Source organism: Rhodococcoides kyotonense (assembly GCF_001645385.1).
In the GTDB taxonomy this organism is placed as follows: domain Bacteria; phylum Actinomycetota; class Actinomycetes; order Mycobacteriales; family Mycobacteriaceae; genus Rhodococcoides; species Rhodococcoides kyotonensis_B.
On the sequence record NZ_LVHI01000022.1, the window covers coordinates 1 to 14,191 of the forward strand.

Genomic DNA, 14,191 nt, shown 5'->3' on the forward strand with positions numbered 1-14,191 from the left:
ACACCGCGGCCCGGCGCGGCCACCAAACAATCCGTCCCTGGCCGAGCTAGCATCGGCATCGCTACAGGTAGCTGCCTCGGAAACTGCGTTCAGGAACGCAGCCATCGGGGTGGGGTTCGAGTTCGCACTTCCTGCGACTCGCAACAGACGACTTGTCATAAGATAAGTTATCGGCGTTAACATATTTGCTCGCAGGAGCGTTTTTCTGGCGCGATATCCGCTCAGGGCAGGTTTTGGAAGCGGCTGCCCTGAGCGGGTTTGGCGATTACTTCTGGGGGCGCCGGGCTGTCGGCCTAGTTTGCCGCTGCGTATGCGTCGGCCACGTCCGCGGGAATCCGTCCGCGGTCGGAGACGTCGTAGCCATTGTTGCGGGCCCACTCGCGTATCGCTTTGGTGTTTCCGGACGGGGCCGCAGTTTTGCGGGCGGTCTTGGCCTTGCTTCCGGTCGCCCGATGGCCGGCCTGGATGTACGGCGCTACGGCCTCGCGGAATGCCTCGGCGTTGTCATCGCTGAGGTCGATGGCGTACTCCTTGCCTTCAAAGGCAAAAGAAATAGTGTTCGACGTCTCGCCCAGGTCGGTTCCGTCGAGATCGTCGATGAATCTCACCTGAAATTGCTGAGCCATTGCTTCCCCCTGTTGTGATGCCTGTACTTGCAGGGTCACAGTATGTATGAAGCGGATAAATGACGCGCAATAACATTCTTTGACGCTTCATGCCACAGGCCTTTTGGGGGCTGTATTCCGGTCGCATGCGGCGTGGGCAGCAAGGTCATCCGTAGTGGTAGCGGCAGGTGGCGATACGGACTTCGGTTTCGGTGACTTTGTAGACGAGTCGGTGCTCGTCGGTGATGCGTCTGGACCAGTATCCGGCGAAGTCGTATTTGAGGGGTTCGGGTTTGCCGATCCCTTCGTTGCCGTTGCGTGTGATGTCTTGCAGGAGCAGGTTGATGCGTTTGAGGATCTTGCGATCTTGTTGTTGCCACCAGAGGTAGTCCTGCCAGGCGTTGTCGTCCCAGACGAGTAGCACGTCAGTCGGCGTCGAGTAGATCGCGGGCTTGGCCGCGGCCGGACTCGAGCCGCTCCATCGCATCGAGCAGGCGGCGGGCGTTGGCTGGCGAGCGCATGAGGTGGGCGGTCTCGCGCAGGGACTCGTAGTCGTCGAGGGAGACCATGACCACCGGTTCGTGGCCGGCGCGGGTGATGATGACCTCTTCGCGGTCGTTGGTGACCCCGTCGAGGACCTCGGCGTAGCGCGCCCGGGAATCGGTGTAACTCATGGTTTTCATGTCGAACCTCCTGTACATAAAAGCGTACAGATTGGGGATGGGTGGGGCAACTAGCCCATGTTCGGCGGGGATCGTCGGTGCGCGTTCAGGCAACCCGACGAAAGTGCTGCGTACGTGGCCGCTGACTGTCCGCATTGGAGGGCGGTACGCCCGTCGTTAATCCGGTGGTCGCGGTGGTGGCCCGGCTCGTGTGGGGACTGGTTGGGAAGTACGGGTCGCGGATGTTGTGTCCGCCGCCAGCGTCTGTGTGATCGGTCTGGATCGGGGCGTGTGGCGGGGGCATTGCGCGGCTTGTGTGGGGCCAAGGTCATTCGAGTCAAGGAGTCATGTCATGGGGTTGTTGGAATGGTGGCGGGCGGGCCGGTCACGGCGTGAGGCCAAGCGGCAGTTCAGTGACGACGGGGTGTTGTTCGCCGTTGCTAAAGCCAAGGCTGAGGAGCTGCAGAAAGCTCGGAAGCTGCGGGTGGATGCGGGTCACAGCGTGCCCGGCCATGACGATGAAGGCCTGCAACAACTCGAAGCGTTGCTGGGATCCGGAGTTACCGAGGCCCGCAGTGCTGCTGTTGCCCCGCATGTGGCGTCGTTGAACGATCTAGCGGAGCAGCATCGCCGGCATGGTGATGCCGCCCAGGCCGCGGCGGAAAATGTCGAGTTGTTGCAGTCACGGGAGATGGTCGTAACCGTGGCGACCCCGAAACGGACCAAACGGCATGAGACGTTCGCGCAGTCACCGGATCTCAGTGGAGACACTCGCCCCGTTCCGGCGCTGCGGAGCGAGCACGAAGCGCTGTCGTCAAGGATCGACCAGGACCTTAAACGAGGTCAGGGGGGTCGGCATCGCTCGGGCGTGCTGCGGTGGATGAAGATCGCGGCATTCCTGCTGGTGTTCGTCGATGTGTTGGCGATCGCGATGATCCTCATCCCGGTTGAGAACACCACCCTTGATCCTGAGGCGTATGCCGACGGTGGGTGGATCATTCAGCTGCCCCGCCTGCTGACAGCGTTTGCGCTGTCGGCGTTGGTGGCTGGTGCGATCGCGGTGTGGTCACACCTGGTGGGAGAGATGACGTGGGCGGCGATCAACACGCCCGCGTTCGAGCCCGATGGTGGTGCGACGACATCGGCCAGTGAGAACCCGGACGAGGAAACCTCCCAGGATGTTTCTGCTCAGTCGTCGGAGCTGCCGGTGGTGGAGCGGTTGAAGTCGGTGGTTGTGGCCCATCCCGTGCTGGCACTTGGATGGGTCGGGGTGCTGGGGATGTCGGTCCTGACGGGGGTGACGATGTGCGCACGGCTTGGGCATGCGGTCACCAATGCCGTGGGCGTGGGTACCGCTGCCGGGGTGTGTCTTGCCGCACTGATCGGGGCGATGGCCGCTGCCGCCCCGGTGTGTGTGGCGGTGGTGAACTCTCGGGGCCCGTCACCGGAGGTGCTGCGGCGTAACGCGTTGGCCCAGGCGATCGCCGAGATCGATCGTCAGGTCGAGAGCGCGCACCAGAAATATACCGCTGAGACTTTGGCGATGGAATCGGTGTTGGACAAGGCTTACCGCAAGTTTCTCGATGCTGAGGATGCTGATCGGCGGGCAGCCTTGCCGGCGGCTCAGGCGATCCTGCGGCTAAGAACCGAGTACGGGTACGCCGGTGACCAGTACTCCGTGCTGCAGGTCGCGCCCCGCATCGACGCCACCTTGCTCCCGGAGGAGGGCGAGCCGCAAGATCCGGCCAAGCAGGATCCGGTCGAGCGGGTCAGGTCCCGGATCCTTGGTGGTGTTCCGCTGTTCGATACCGAAGCCCTGGCCCGGTGCCGGCACGTGATCGAGCAGATGGCTGCCCGCAAGGTGACCGACCTCGACGCCAAGAAACCCCACCAGCCAGCCCAACCCGAAACCGAAGCCGAAGCCCAGAGTGAGAGCGAGGGCGAGGGTGCCGCTGCACCCGAGGTCGACGGCATGCTCGCCCCGGACAGTCCAGCGATACCGGACCTGGACGGCCACAACAGCGACCGCACCTACCACGGTGATGGTGACCGCGGTGTCGATGAGGCCGACCTGCCAGACCGCGTCATCCACGCCGTCTAACCACACCACCGATCGTGTTGGGCCCCGGGCATCACAGTGATGCCCGGGGCCCAACACATACGCCCGGGACACCGGTGTGGGGATCGGTTGATACACGAAAGCCCTTACGAGGAACACACCTCCCCCAAGGGCATCCGTGAGATCCACTCGACGAGGAGGACATGAGATGCACATTCACTCCGATCAACCGACCTCTGCGGCCATGCCGACCGCGTCGCTGGGAACCGACGCGAAGCATCTGCTGACCTTAATCGCTTCGAATCAGACGCGCCCAGCTACGACCCGGCGTGAGGAGGCGCCAAGTGCAGGCTGGTACGACCGCCCCCGGACCCTGCATCTGGTGGACTTGGAGAATCTTCTCGCTGGACGGGTCGACGCGGGCTCGGTTACCGAGCTTTGGGCCGAGTACCAGTTCGTGACCGGGATGCGCGATGACGACCACGTGATCGTGTCAGTGGCTCAGCGTAACGCCGTCGCGTCGTTCTTCTCCCTGCCTTCAGCGATACAGCGGGTCATCGGATCTAACGCACCAGACGGCGCTGACCACGCGTTGCTCGACAGCATCGACATTGCCTGGACCGCACGCCGCTTCGGGCAGGTGATGGTTGCTACCGGGGACGGGATCTTCACCCCCATCGCTTCCCGCTTACGCGCTCAGGGATTACAGATGGTGCAGGTTATCGGTGGAGGCACGCCAGCAACCAGCCTCTACCGGCAGTGCACGACACAGCTGTACCTAACCAACGCCCAACATCGGGCCCGGCGCCGGCGCCCGATCCGATGCTGCTCAAGACTGTTGATTCCTGATCAGCAGTCTCGAGACTCCAAGTACTCGACGATTGCGATGTCGGTGATAGATGCGATGCTTATAGAGCGGTCGCCTGTCTCGTAGCGAAGCTTGTCGACAGCGCGGAGTAGCCGCGCTTTCGTTGATGGGCGCAGCCGGACATTGTGCTGCTCCGTCAGTCGCTCCTCCCCTCGCCCAGCTGGCTGGGTTGGCTGTGGGGAGGGAAGCGGCACGGCAGCGGCCGGTGTGGTGGCCGGGGTAGGCCGCTCTGGCAAGTCTGCTGCGGGGTGGGCAGCTCGTCGGATTGCGGGTTCACGCTGGACGCTCATGCTGCGTTTCCTTCGAATTCGATCGCCAGCTCGGAAAGTAGATCTGTGTAAGCCACCTGGAGAGCCAATGCCTTGCCGCCAGTAAACTTGTGGATCGGCGTGTGAGTGCTATGTGCGTCCTGTCGGGCGGTAAGTTCCGGAATGGCGGTCTTCGCGACCAGTTCTCCGTAAGTGCTACGCAACTCGCGTTCGCGGAATTGGTGCTCCCCGGTGGCCCGTTTACGGCTAAGGACGATTTTTTCCATTACGAGCCGGGGGTTCGGTCGTCTCTGAACATTGCGGATCGTTTCCTGAAGGTTCTCGATCCCCCGGACGCTGTCGATGGTCGGCTCGGTCACAGCAATGACCCCGTCGACTGCGCACAGCACGGCAAAGAGCAACTTCCCCAGTGACGGTGGACAATCGAAGAGGACCGCGTCGTAGGGCGAGAGGTCGAGCCCCTCGAATGCGATGTCGAGGCGGAAGATCAAATCGTTGGCGCCGTCTGATTCGATGTTGGCTAGTGCTTCGTTGGACGGGATGAGGTCAACCCTGTCCCATGGAGTTGCGATGACGGCGTCGGCCGCAGATCCCGAAGCTGTTCGGTTCATGAGGTCGAACGTGGTCATCATGCCGTCCGTGATTTCGACACCGAGTCCCGTGGTGGAGTTCCCTTGGGGATCGACGTCCACAATCAGAACGTTGCGCCCTTGAGCGCTCAGCGCACTAGCCAGCCCGAGCGTCGTTGCAGTTTTGCCGACGCCGCCCTTCTGATTACAGAGCGCTAACTTTCGGATCATGTAGGTTCCTCTCGAAGTGGATGCCAGCCAGAGGTAGCCGCTAGTTTGGCTGGCCATGTATGTGCACTGAGGTACTCGTTGGTAGCTAGTGCTGCATCTCTAGCTACGTTACCTCTCATAGTTATCTGTGCAACGGAAACTCGCAAAGCTCACGTAACTATACGTGCCAGGCTAGCTAGCAGTGCTAGCAATGCGCGCATTGCTACAGTAGCTAACTGCGGCTCGACTGACAGTCCTCCACCACGGCGAAGGCCACGGAAATGCGCATACCAGCACTAACCGCGATTGATTGGGTCTGGTGTCATTGATGATGGCGGTTGCCGGCAGCGTGATGGTGGGGGTGTGGACGTTCGCCGTGTTGATGGTCGTGCTGGTCAGAGCTGCCGTCCCGCCTCGGCACGCCGCGCAGAATCGCGAGGGCTTCTCGTGGTTCTGGGTGTTCTTCCCGATGGCGGTGCTCTTGGTGGCCGGGTCGCTCCACATGTGGCTACCGGGGATCAGTGCGGCCAGTGCCTGGACGATGTACATGTCGCTGGCGGACCGGGGCAGCGGCCTACAGTTTTTGAGTGACGAGCAGCTGTGGCAGCTCCAAGCTTTTCTGCTGGGGCGGTGGATCCTGCCAATCGCCGCGCTAGTCCTGGTGGGACTGTCAGTGTGGTCGTGGCGCCGCGGACACATCTGAGTAGCGACCTAGTGACGCCGTGGGGGAGTGAGACGGGGTGCGGATTGTCGGAACGCGACTTATCGGCACTTTGGACCCGGGGCGCGTGGCCCTGGGCTGGCGTATCATTTTGCGCACTGACCCGCTGTGTCGCCTCGGCGAGTTGTCCACGGCTAGTTAGCCGCATTCCACCGACGAATAGAGGGTCGTACCCCATGCAGAAATTCACTCGCGTAACGATCGCCGCGGCGGCAACTTGCACTCTCGCCTTCGCGGCCATCGCGCCAGCGAGCGCAGCGCCGCAGGACGTGCAGTTCTCGGCGACCGCAGACCGCAACGATGTGACGTTGCAGTTCGACAATCAGTCAGAGCAGAGCATTCAATGCGTCTGGGTTGCCAAGCGGGACACCGCACCGGAGTACGTGTACTCGTCCTTCATCAATGTCCAGCCGGGCACCCTGGGCACGAGCGCACAAGCCATGGCGGACGGCGACTACACCTTCACGTGGAAGTGCACGGCCCTTGTCCCCGAGTCCGAGCCGCAGGAATCCTGGGGCACTCCCGGGATGCTGGTACGAGTGACAGCGGATCCGTTCCACCTGGCGGTCAATCCCCCGCTCACCGGAGCGTTCGGATCCCTCGGATCTCTCTTCGGCAGCTAGTCCAGCATCAGGCTGGACGTGGCCGTTCCAGTGCCCTCGCAGTGACCCGCTGCGAGGGCACTTCGACTTGGGGGCCACGTTTTAGATCCGGCCGACCTTGACGATAGGTCGAGTAGGTTGTCCCAGGTGCTCTGGGCGGGGGTCGATTCTTCCCGTTTGACCTGCACATTTGACGTAATTTCACATTATCGGCGGACGCAGTCTCAGTAGTACTCGCGGACGTAGGAGTACGCCTTGTCGAAGACGTCAGCATCGCGGATCTTGAACTTGATGTAGAGCGTCCGCCGAAGCGCCTTCTGGACCTCTCGCTCTCCTTCGTGCGTGCCCTGCCAACCGGTGAACCTCGTAGCGCGCACGACTTCGTCGATCTCGTGGACGACGTTTTCGACGATGATCGGAGTCTCTTCTGTCTTGACCGCCTCGAATAGCTCGGTGAGAGCGGCTTTGCCCAGTTCCTCGGGAGGTAGTTTCTCGATCTCGTTCTCCGCCGCCACGGTGTCCTTGGCCAGCTCGAGGAGCTCACGCAGGAAGTCGAGATTCGCCTGCTGGAGGTCGGAGTACTTCTCACGCAAGGCGTTGAGCCGCTTGCCGAGCGCGACGAACTTCGGGTTGCCTCGATGCTTTGCGATTCGGGCGGTGATGGCCTTCGCGATCTCCTCGGCGTCGATGTCGCTTCTGTGTCCGCTGAGGTAGTCCTCGATGGTGTCGGCGTTGAGGACAATCGTCTCGGTCTTTGCCGGGATCTCGACCTGGATGTTGGAGTTGATGATCTCGAGAGTCTTTGGCCCGAGCGCGATCCACCGCAGCCGGCCAGTGTTGTCCGGCGGCTTCACCGACCGATAGACATCGGTGAGCCACACGAAGTCCGCACGGTAGGGGTTCACCACCGGACGAGGGCTCAGGGCCTCGAATAGTTGCGAAACGACGCTGTAGGCGCCCGCGAACTCGTCTTTCGTCTCATCGTCCGCCAGGGCCTGCTGCGCCGCGATGAGGCCCTCGTATCCGTGGATAGTGCGGTCCACACCGGGGAAGAACCCAAGGGCGTCACGCATGGCCGGTTCGATCTGGCCTTCGAGCTCATCGAGATTGGTGATGACCCGCCGGACACTCTTCTCATCGAAGTCCAGTGACTTCATCGTGTCGTCGAAGACACCGAGATAGTCGACGATGAGGCCGTGTGTCTTCCGCGGCGGGTACACGCGGTTCGTGCGACAGATGGCCTGGAGCAGCGTGTGCTCCTTAAGTGTCTTGTCCAAGTACTGGCAGTACAGGATCGGCGCGTCGAACCCGGTGAGCAGCTTCGCGGTGACGATCAGAATCTTGAGCGGGTCAGACGGGTCGTTGAACCGGTCGACGATCACCTTCTGCTCGTCCGGAGTCGGCTCCCACTTGGCCCACTCGGGATTGCTGTCCCGGCTCTTGGACATGACGATCGTCGAAATCTCAGGGTCGAGAATCTTGTCGAGGGCGGTCTTGTAGGCGACGCACGCTTCCTTGTCGTAGGCGACGACCTGTGCCTTAAAGCCCTCCGGCTCCACCTTGGTGGTGAAGTGCTCTGCGATGTCCTCGGCGATCATCCGGATCCGGTTCGGGGCCTTGATGAGCCGCTCAATACTTGCGGCCCGCTTGGACAGGTCTGCACGCTCCTTCTCGGACAGATCCTCCGAGTCGGCCAGCTCCGCGAACGCTGTGTCGATGGCATCCTGGTCGATCTTCATCGACGAGGGACGGACCTCGAAATGCAGCGGCAGGGTCGCGCCGTCACGGATCGAGTCCTGGAACGAATACTTCGACAGGTACCCGCCCTCGTCACCGGGATGCCCGAACAGGGCGAAAGTATTGCGGTCACGCTTATTGATCGGGGTACCGGTGAGTCCGAAGCGGAAAGCGTTCGGAAGTGCCGTGCGCAGCCGGGCACCGAGGTCGCCCTCCTGGGTGCGGTGTGCTTCGTCGACCAGAGCGATGATGTTGTGCCTGTCATCCCACACATCCGGCGGTGTGGCATCGACCTTAACGTCCTGGAACTTCTGGATCGTCGTGACGATGATCTTGCGTGCGCCGGCCCGCAACAGCTCCTGGAGCTCCACACGGGAGTCGGTGGACACTAGCCCGGCCACATCGGAGGCGTTGAACGTGCCGGTGATCTGGGTGTCCAGGTCGGTGCGGTCGACGATGATCAGGATCGTTGGGTTCTTGGCCTCGGGCAATGACTTGAGCTTGAGCGAGGCGAACAGCATGAGCAGTGACTTGCCCGACCCCTGGAAGTGCCAGATCAGGCCGGTCTTCACCGTGCCCTCACGAACCCGCTCAACGATGGCGTTCGCGCCCTGGAACTGTTGGAACCGGGCGATGACCTTGATCTTGCGATGTTTCTTGTCGGTGGCGAACGTGGTGAAGAAGCGGAGGAACTCCAGCACCGACACTGGGTTCAGCAGACCTCGTACAGCCTCCTGCACCGCCGCGATGCCCGACTTGGGGCGGTCACCGGCGGCGGTCTCGTCTCGCCAGGGACCCCACTTCTCAATGGGCATGCCCACCGACCCGTAGCGCAGCCCCCTGCCTTCGGTGGCGAACACGAAGACGTTCGGCACGAAAAACGGTGCGACGGTCTGCTCGTAGTCATCATGGATCTGAGCCGCCCCATCCATCCACGACTCGGAGGGCCGTGTCGGATTCTTCGCCTCCCCGACGACGAGGGGGAAGCCGTTGCACCAGATGACGAGATCGAACCGCTTGCTCACCTGGTTACGGCTGAACGTCACCTCGGTCGAGACGATCCACTCGTTCGCCGCCGGGTCGTCGAAGTCGAAGAACCGGATGGTGGCGTGCTCACCGTCCTCACCCAAGGGCAAAGACTTGCCCTCCAACAACCACGACATGAACTCCTCGTTCTGCGTGATCGGATGAGGGTTCTGCCGTGCCTCCCTGATGATGCCGTTGAGCGGATACAGCACCTGCTCTGCCTTCTCCGGATCGGCGGCGATGTCCGGGTTCAACCGGGTCAGCGCAGCACGCACCGACCCGGTGAGCAACACGTCCCCGGTCTCACGGTCCAGGTCAGTCCCAGCGATAAACGTCGCGCCGAGTTTGACGACCTCGTCCCTGACCAGGTCGCGAACGGTGTTGGCCTCGGTGAAGGTGGACATCACGAGTCTCCGAAAATCGAGGACAGGAGGGAAGTACGTAGCGCTCGCAGGTGATCTAATTCGGCCTTCTGCGCGTCAGTTGATTTATCTATTGTTTCGACTCTCTCGGCGGCGAACAGCTGGTCGACAATAGAAATATCGGGAAAGGGCTCAGATATTACGATTTTCTTCGATAGGTTTTTTTGTGCAGCCCCTGCTCCACGTTCGCGTAGCTCGGACTGCCGGGACCGTAACCAGAAGTACAAGAAACGAGAATCAGCCTTTTCTCGGTCCGCTACAAGCGCCAATACTGCCTGGTTGGTAGCCATAGGGGTGGCGAGTCGGCCCACCTGGCCTCGGGTCTTACCATCGCCGTACATAGCGACTACCGTTGCTCCTTCTGGGGCCAGCCACGCTGCAGAAGAACTCAGACCAGTATCTGATATTAACTCTTCGGTGCTGGTGATCCGACCGCCTACAACTTCTCCGGACTTTAACCACGGGATGTTGCCCAGGTAGTTCTCTTGGTTGGACCGACGCGGTGTGCCTCCACTCTTAGCAACAGACAGCACATCGCTTAGTTCTACGTACCCATCAGCACTCACATCCATTGCCAGAGCCTGGCATGGGATAGATGCTTCGATGATCAGACGAACGCTCTGTGAATGCCTCTCCACCGCCCATAGCAGGTCGACGATGCGCTTCTGCTGGTCTAGGGGCGGCAGGTCGAACTCGAACTTGGCAAGGTCACGCCAGTTCGTGCGTGGTGAGAGTGAACCTGCGGAGGTACCGACGGCTCTCTCGAAGAAGGGGTCCGACTGCACGATGAAGGGGAGCAGTTCGGGCAGGAGCTTCCCTGGGATCGCCTCGAAGGTCAGGATGTCCCCCGAACAAATGGCGTCGAACTCCGCGTATGCGACCTTGCGCTGGTACGCCCTTCGCTTGCCGAACAGGGTCTGGCCCGGCGTGACTCGGCGGGTGAAGGTCGTGCCAGCTTCGAGAGAGCCCCACCGGAGGATGGCGAGTTCGCCGGGGTCGAGATGTTCCATGGCGATGACGCGGTCGATTCCGTCCGACGCGGGATCGGAGGACTTGGTGTTGACATTCTTGACGACGTCACCGAACTTCACGCGCTTCCAGGTGGTTTTGTCTAGGTCGAGAATCATGCCTCCACCTCGTTTTCCTTCGCGGTCTCGACGGCGACCCGGAGCATGTCGAGAACGTCGTTGATCGTCTCGTCTGCGGACTGGGACGCCTCGCGCCATCTCGTGACGGCGTCAGTCACGTTCACGGTCTCGAAATCGCCGACAGTTGCGCCGTTGGTGGCGCTGCCGGGCACGTACAGCGGGATCGACAGGCTGTAGTCCATGGCTTTGATCGTGTCGAGATCCACCACTGCGGCGAACCCCTCGATGTCCGCAAAGCCTCTGTAGGCGTCGAGGATCTTCTTCTGATGTGCCACGCGGAGGAACGATTGGGCCTGCTCGCGTGACACCTCGTTGACCGCGTTGATGAACAGGATCTTGCCTGCGTGGTTTTCCGGCTTGTTGGTACGCAGCGTGATGACCACAGCCTCCATCGGACTGTTGTAGAACAGGCCCGCGCCCAGGCCGAGCACACATTCGACGAGGTTGGACTTGATGAGCTTCTTCCGCAACGCGGCTTCCTCGCGGCGGAACAGCACACCGTGTGGGAACAGGATTGCCGCACGCCCGGACTTGGAATCGAGGCTGGCCGCGATGTGCTGGAAGAAGGCGTAGTCGGCGCGGCCCTGCGGGGGAGTGCCCCAAATGTTCCGACCGTAGGGGTCGGAGGCGAACGCTCCCCGATTCCAGTCCTTGATGGAGTACGGCGGGTTCGCAAGCACCACGTCGAAACGCTGGAGCTTGCCGTCGGCGTCGAGGAGTTTGGGTTCAGCCAGGGTGTCGCCGTGCTCGATGCGACCGTCGACGATCCCGTGGAGGAATAGGTTCATCCGTGCGATGGCGGAGGTTCCGAAATTGCGCTCCTGACCATACAGCCGCAGGTTTCGCCATTCCTTCCCTTGACGTTTAAGTTCGGCGGCAGCGGAAATGAGCATCCCGCCGGTTCCGCAGGTCGGGTCATAGACCGACTCCCCAGATTCCGGTTCCAGCATCTGGGTCATCAGGTGGACCAGGGTGCGATTGGTGTAGAACTCCTGCGCGGTGTGGCCGGAGTCATCGGCGAACTTCTTGATCAGGTACTCGTACCCGTTGCCCAGTTCGTCCTCGGGCAGGTTGGCGATTGACAACGTGCGGGAGGAGAAGTGCTCGATCAGCTCGGAGATTGTCGAATCCGGGAGTAGGTTCTTGTTCCCCCAGTCGCCATCCCCGAAGACGCCCGGCAGGGTGTCCGGGTTAGCATTCTCGATCCTGCGCATAGCGGTGCGTAGGACGGTCCCGATATTCGTGGTGACCTGGCGGATGTCGCTCCAGTGGCAGCCGTCCGGCACGACGAATCGGTGGTTCTCCGGTAGTGCTGCCAACTCCTCGTCACCGTAGTCGGACATGGCCTCGGCGAACTCCTCGTCATAGACATCGGAGATCCGCTTGAGGAACACCAGCGGAAAGATGTACTGCTTGTAGTCCCCGGCGTCGATGAGTCCTCGCAGGATGATCGCGGCGTCCCACAGATAGCTCTCCAGCTCACGCTGGGTGATGCGGGTGCTCATGCCGAAACCTCCTTGTCGATGTCGTCGGGGGACAGACCCCACTGGGCGAGCTGATCTTCTAGTTCGGCGCGTGTCTGGGCAGCCCGCTCATGCGCCGCTTCGAGTCTCGCCAGGGCATCGGCCAGCGAGACCTCATCGCGGCCCATGTCGGCCTGGACGTACAGCGGGATGTTGAGGTTGTAGTTGTTGGCCTTGATCTCGTCGATGGTGGCGACCTTGGCGAGGTTCTCCACGTCTTCGTAGTCGCGGTAGGCGGTGAGGATCGTCTCGGCGTGTTTCGCCTCGAAGGTGTTCTGGTTCCGGCCCCGTCGGTAGAGTTTCTCGCCATTGATGAACAGCACTTGGTCTCGCTGTTTCTCGTCCTTCTGATTGCGCAGGACGAGGATGCACGCCGCTAGTCCGGTGCCGTAAAAGAGGTTCGGTCCTAGACCGATGACGGCTTCCACCTTCCGAGAGTTCAGGACGTGGGTGCGGATCTTGGCTTCAGTCCCCTGGCGGAACAGTGCGCCCTGCGGGAGGACGACGGCGATCCGGCCCGCATCAGGTGTTGCGGACGTGATCATGTGCTGCACCCACGCCCAGTCCGCGTATCCCGTCGGCGGGACACCGCCGAGCTTGTTGCGCCCCCACTTGTCGTCTGCCCACTGATCGTGGCCCCACTTCTTCAGTGAGAACGGCGGGTTGGCGACGACGCAGTCGAACTGGGCTAGCCGAGGTTCTGCAAACGCACTCGCCTGTGAACATGCGCGTGCGCGCGGTTTCAGTCTACTCCCATCTGTGGACGGTGACCTTGCCGACTGTGCGGCCGTTCTCGACCAACTCGTGCGCCTCGCGGAGTGTGGTCGGTGAGATCGGCGCGAGTGTCGTTGTGGCCGTGGTGCGTATGCGGCCCTGATCTACAAGGTCAGCGACAGTGTTCAGGAGCTGGTGCTGTTCAATCATGTCCGGGGTCTGCCTGAGCGGGCGGGTGAACATCAGTTCCCAGTGCCAAGCGATGCTCTTGCCCTTGAGCGGGAACACGTCGCGCGGACCGTCGTCAATGGCGACAATATGCCCGAACGCTCGAACGATCCGCGCATAGGTTTCGATCTGCCCCGCGGAATGCGCGGTGAACAGCCAGTCCACGCCATCCTGCGCGACGGCGAGCACCTGCTCAGCCAGGTCGTCGCGGTGGTTCACCACATGCTCCGCGCCCAGGTTGCGCACCCAGGCGGAGCGTTCATCGTCGGAGGCGGTGGCGATCACGGTGACGTTCGGCAGGAGCGCGTCGGCCAGTGCCAGCATGATCGATCCGACTCCGCCGGTCGCGCCGATCACCAGCAGGGTGCCGGTCGAGTCCTCGGTAAGGGCGAGCCGCTCGAACAGGGTCTCCCAGGCGGTGATCGCCGTCAGCGGCAGCGCAGCAGCGTCGGCAAACGACAGCACCTGCGGCTTGCGCCCCGTAATCCGCTCATCCACAACATGCAGGCGCTGGTTCGTACCTGGCCGGTCGATGCTGCCCGCGTAGTACACCTCGTCACCCGGAGCGAACAGCGTCACCGCTGAGCCGACCTCGCGCACCGTACCGGCGGCGTCGAAGCCGAGCACCTTGAACCCGTTCGCAGGAGCGCCTTCCCGCAGTTTCACATCGACCGGGTTCACCGAGACCGCCTCGACCTCGACCAACAAGTCATGCGGTCCAAGTTCGGGCACCTCGACCTCGCGGGCGGTCAGCGCCTCGGGGTCGGTGGCGGGGAGGTTCTTCTCGTATCCGATCGCAGTCGTAGCCGTCATGCCAATTATGGTTCC

13 protein-coding genes are annotated in these 14,191 nt (G+C 61.9%); 4 read left to right on the forward strand and 9 right to left on the reverse strand.

From position 1 onward, the window contains the following. Positions 1-293 precede the first annotated feature (293 nt). The 3 genes from A3K89_RS15640 to A3K89_RS15650 form a co-directional block, all read right to left on the reverse strand. Positions 294-665 (reverse strand): histone-like nucleoid-structuring protein Lsr2, encoded by a 372-nt coding sequence (locus A3K89_RS15640; RefSeq protein WP_367946710.1) that lies wholly within the window; start codon positions 663-665, stop codon positions 294-296. Between the two features lie 106 nt (positions 666-771). Continuing rightward, positions 772-1,029 carry a Txe/YoeB family addiction module toxin gene (locus A3K89_RS15645; protein WP_017836491.1) on the reverse strand — a complete coding sequence of 86 codons (258 nt, stop codon included), beginning with the start codon at positions 1,027-1,029 and terminating at the stop codon, positions 772-774. 1 nt (position 1,030) lies between these two features. Beyond that, positions 1,031-1,288 (reverse strand): type II toxin-antitoxin system Phd/YefM family antitoxin, encoded by a 258-nt coding sequence (locus A3K89_RS15650; protein WP_068427642.1) that lies wholly within the window; start codon positions 1,286-1,288, stop codon positions 1,031-1,033. 331 nt (positions 1,289-1,619) lie between these two features. Here A3K89_RS15650 and A3K89_RS15655 point away from each other — a divergent pair, with 331 nt between their 5' ends. Together A3K89_RS15655 and A3K89_RS25815 are read left to right on the forward strand one after the other, a co-directional pair. Then, positions 1,620-3,368 carry a hypothetical protein gene (locus tag A3K89_RS15655; protein ID WP_068427644.1) on the forward strand — a complete coding sequence of 583 codons (1,749 nt, stop codon included), beginning with the start codon at positions 1,620-1,622 and terminating at the stop codon, positions 3,366-3,368. Positions 3,369-3,534: 166 nt separating this feature from the next. Further along, positions 3,535-4,260: an NYN domain-containing protein gene (locus A3K89_RS25815; protein ID WP_068427646.1), complete on the forward strand. Its 726-nt coding sequence runs from the start codon at positions 3,535-3,537 to the stop codon at positions 4,258-4,260. 220 nt (positions 4,261-4,480) lie between these two features. Here the strand turns inward: A3K89_RS25815 and A3K89_RS15665 are convergent, their stop codons facing one another. Beyond that, complete coding sequence (locus A3K89_RS15665) at positions 4,481-5,263, reverse strand: ParA family protein (protein WP_068427649.1); 783 nt, start codon at positions 5,261-5,263, stop codon at positions 4,481-4,483. A 307-nt stretch (positions 5,264-5,570) separates the two neighbouring features. Here A3K89_RS15665 and A3K89_RS15670 point away from each other — a divergent pair, with 307 nt between their 5' ends. Then, positions 5,571-5,945 carry a hypothetical protein gene (locus tag A3K89_RS15670; RefSeq protein ID WP_254303552.1) on the forward strand — a complete coding sequence of 125 codons (375 nt, stop codon included), beginning with the start codon at positions 5,571-5,573 and terminating at the stop codon, positions 5,943-5,945. 194 nt (positions 5,946-6,139) lie between these two features. Further along, the gene (locus A3K89_RS15675) at positions 6,140-6,586 is read left to right on the forward strand and encodes a hypothetical protein (protein WP_068427651.1); all 447 of its coding nucleotides are present in this window, start codon (positions 6,140-6,142) and stop codon (positions 6,584-6,586) included. 203 nt (positions 6,587-6,789) lie between these two features. Here the strand turns inward: A3K89_RS15675 and A3K89_RS15680 are convergent, their stop codons facing one another. The 5 genes from A3K89_RS15680 to A3K89_RS15700 are packed head-to-tail and all read right to left on the reverse strand — an operon-like array spanning position 6,790 to position 14,176. Continuing rightward, positions 6,790-9,732 carry a type I restriction endonuclease subunit R gene (locus A3K89_RS15680; RefSeq protein WP_068427653.1) on the reverse strand — a complete coding sequence of 981 codons (2,943 nt, stop codon included), beginning with the start codon at positions 9,730-9,732 and terminating at the stop codon, positions 6,790-6,792. Next, on the reverse strand, positions 9,732-10,877 hold the full coding sequence (locus A3K89_RS15685; RefSeq protein WP_068427654.1) for a restriction endonuclease subunit S: 1,146 nt from the start codon (positions 10,875-10,877) through the stop codon (positions 9,732-9,734). Before A3K89_RS15685 ends, A3K89_RS15680 begins: the two co-directional genes overlap by 1 nt. Then, the gene (locus A3K89_RS15690; RefSeq protein WP_068427656.1) at positions 10,874-12,403 is read right to left on the reverse strand and encodes a type I restriction-modification system subunit M; all 1,530 of its coding nucleotides are present in this window, start codon (positions 12,401-12,403) and stop codon (positions 10,874-10,876) included. Before A3K89_RS15690 ends, A3K89_RS15685 begins: the two co-directional genes overlap by 4 nt. Then, the gene (locus tag A3K89_RS15695) at positions 12,400-13,167 is read right to left on the reverse strand and encodes an N-6 DNA methylase (protein ID WP_084423834.1); all 768 of its coding nucleotides are present in this window, start codon (positions 13,165-13,167) and stop codon (positions 12,400-12,402) included. Before A3K89_RS15695 ends, A3K89_RS15690 begins: the two co-directional genes overlap by 4 nt. 1 nt (position 13,168) lies before the next feature. Further along, positions 13,169-14,176: a zinc-binding alcohol dehydrogenase family protein gene (locus A3K89_RS15700; RefSeq protein WP_024476678.1), complete on the reverse strand. Its 1,008-nt coding sequence runs from the start codon at positions 14,174-14,176 to the stop codon at positions 13,169-13,171. Between the last annotated feature and the right edge of the window lie 15 nt (positions 14,177-14,191).

Excerpts from the sequence above, each read along its gene's own strand:
- A3K89_RS15650 (WP_068427642.1), bottom strand. The coding sequence starts at position 1,288 with ATGAAAACCATGAGTTACACCGATTCCCGGGCGCGCTACGCCGAGGTC.
- A3K89_RS15655 (WP_068427644.1), top strand. The coding sequence starts at position 1,620 with ATGGGGTTGTTGGAATGGTGGCGGGCGGGCCGGTCACGGCGTGAGGCC.
- A3K89_RS25815 (WP_068427646.1), top strand. The coding sequence starts at position 3,535 with ATGCACATTCACTCCGATCAACCGACCTCTGCGGCCATGCCGACCGCG.
- A3K89_RS15665 (WP_068427649.1), bottom strand. The coding sequence starts at position 5,263 with ATGATCCGAAAGTTAGCGCTCTGTAATCAGAAGGGCGGCGTCGGCAAA.
- A3K89_RS15670 (WP_254303552.1), top strand. The coding sequence starts at position 5,571 with ATGATGGCGGTTGCCGGCAGCGTGATGGTGGGGGTGTGGACGTTCGCC.
- A3K89_RS15675 (WP_068427651.1), top strand. The coding sequence starts at position 6,140 with ATGCAGAAATTCACTCGCGTAACGATCGCCGCGGCGGCAACTTGCACT.
- A3K89_RS15680 (WP_068427653.1), bottom strand. The coding sequence starts at position 9,732 with ATGTCCACCTTCACCGAGGCCAACACCGTTCGCGACCTGGTCAGGGAC.
- A3K89_RS15685 (WP_068427654.1), bottom strand. The coding sequence starts at position 10,877 with ATGATTCTCGACCTAGACAAAACCACCTGGAAGCGCGTGAAGTTCGGT.
- A3K89_RS15690 (WP_068427656.1), bottom strand. The coding sequence starts at position 12,403 with ATGAGCACCCGCATCACCCAGCGTGAGCTGGAGAGCTATCTGTGGGAC.
- A3K89_RS15700 (WP_024476678.1), bottom strand. The coding sequence starts at position 14,176 with ATGACGGCTACGACTGCGATCGGATACGAGAAGAACCTCCCCGCCACC.